Below are 336 nucleotides of genomic sequence, written 5' to 3'. Positions count from 1 at the left end.
TTTGCACAGGCCGTCTGAAAACTTCCTTAAAAACTAGTGATAAATGTAATCAAACCCAAAATAATGCCTGGGGCGTTTGCCAGTATGATGGGGTAGTCGCGTTTTTCTTTCAAAAAGCCGTAGGCAAACCATAATGTGCAGTTGATGGCGGCGACGAGGGGTTGCAACGGCGAGCCGGGGTTGCCGGCAAGGTTGTTTTGGATTTGCGGGATATAAGAAACGTACATACCGACGCCGGCCAGGGTGGCGGTGACGGAAAGAATGTGCATTTGTTTTTCAGTCATTGGTTTTCCTTTCTGATTAGACGATTGGGTTTTCAGGCTGTACAGATGTTGA

The 336-nt window shown here is 47.3% G+C and carries 1 protein-coding gene; it reads right to left on the bottom strand.

All coding sequences use genetic code 11. From position 1 onward, the window contains the following. Positions 1-26: 26 nt before the first annotated feature. On the bottom strand, positions 27-284 hold the full coding sequence (locus tag HMPREF2871_RS07510; protein WP_049225703.1) for a SemiSWEET family transporter: 258 nt from the start codon (positions 282-284) through the stop codon (positions 27-29). Positions 285-336: the final 52 nt, after the last annotated feature.

Source organism: Neisseria sp. HMSC067G12 (assembly GCF_001812725.1).
GTDB classification, from domain to species: Bacteria; Pseudomonadota; Gammaproteobacteria; order Burkholderiales; family Neisseriaceae; genus Neisseria; species Neisseria perflava.
This window is presented reverse-complemented; position numbering and strand designations above follow the sequence as displayed.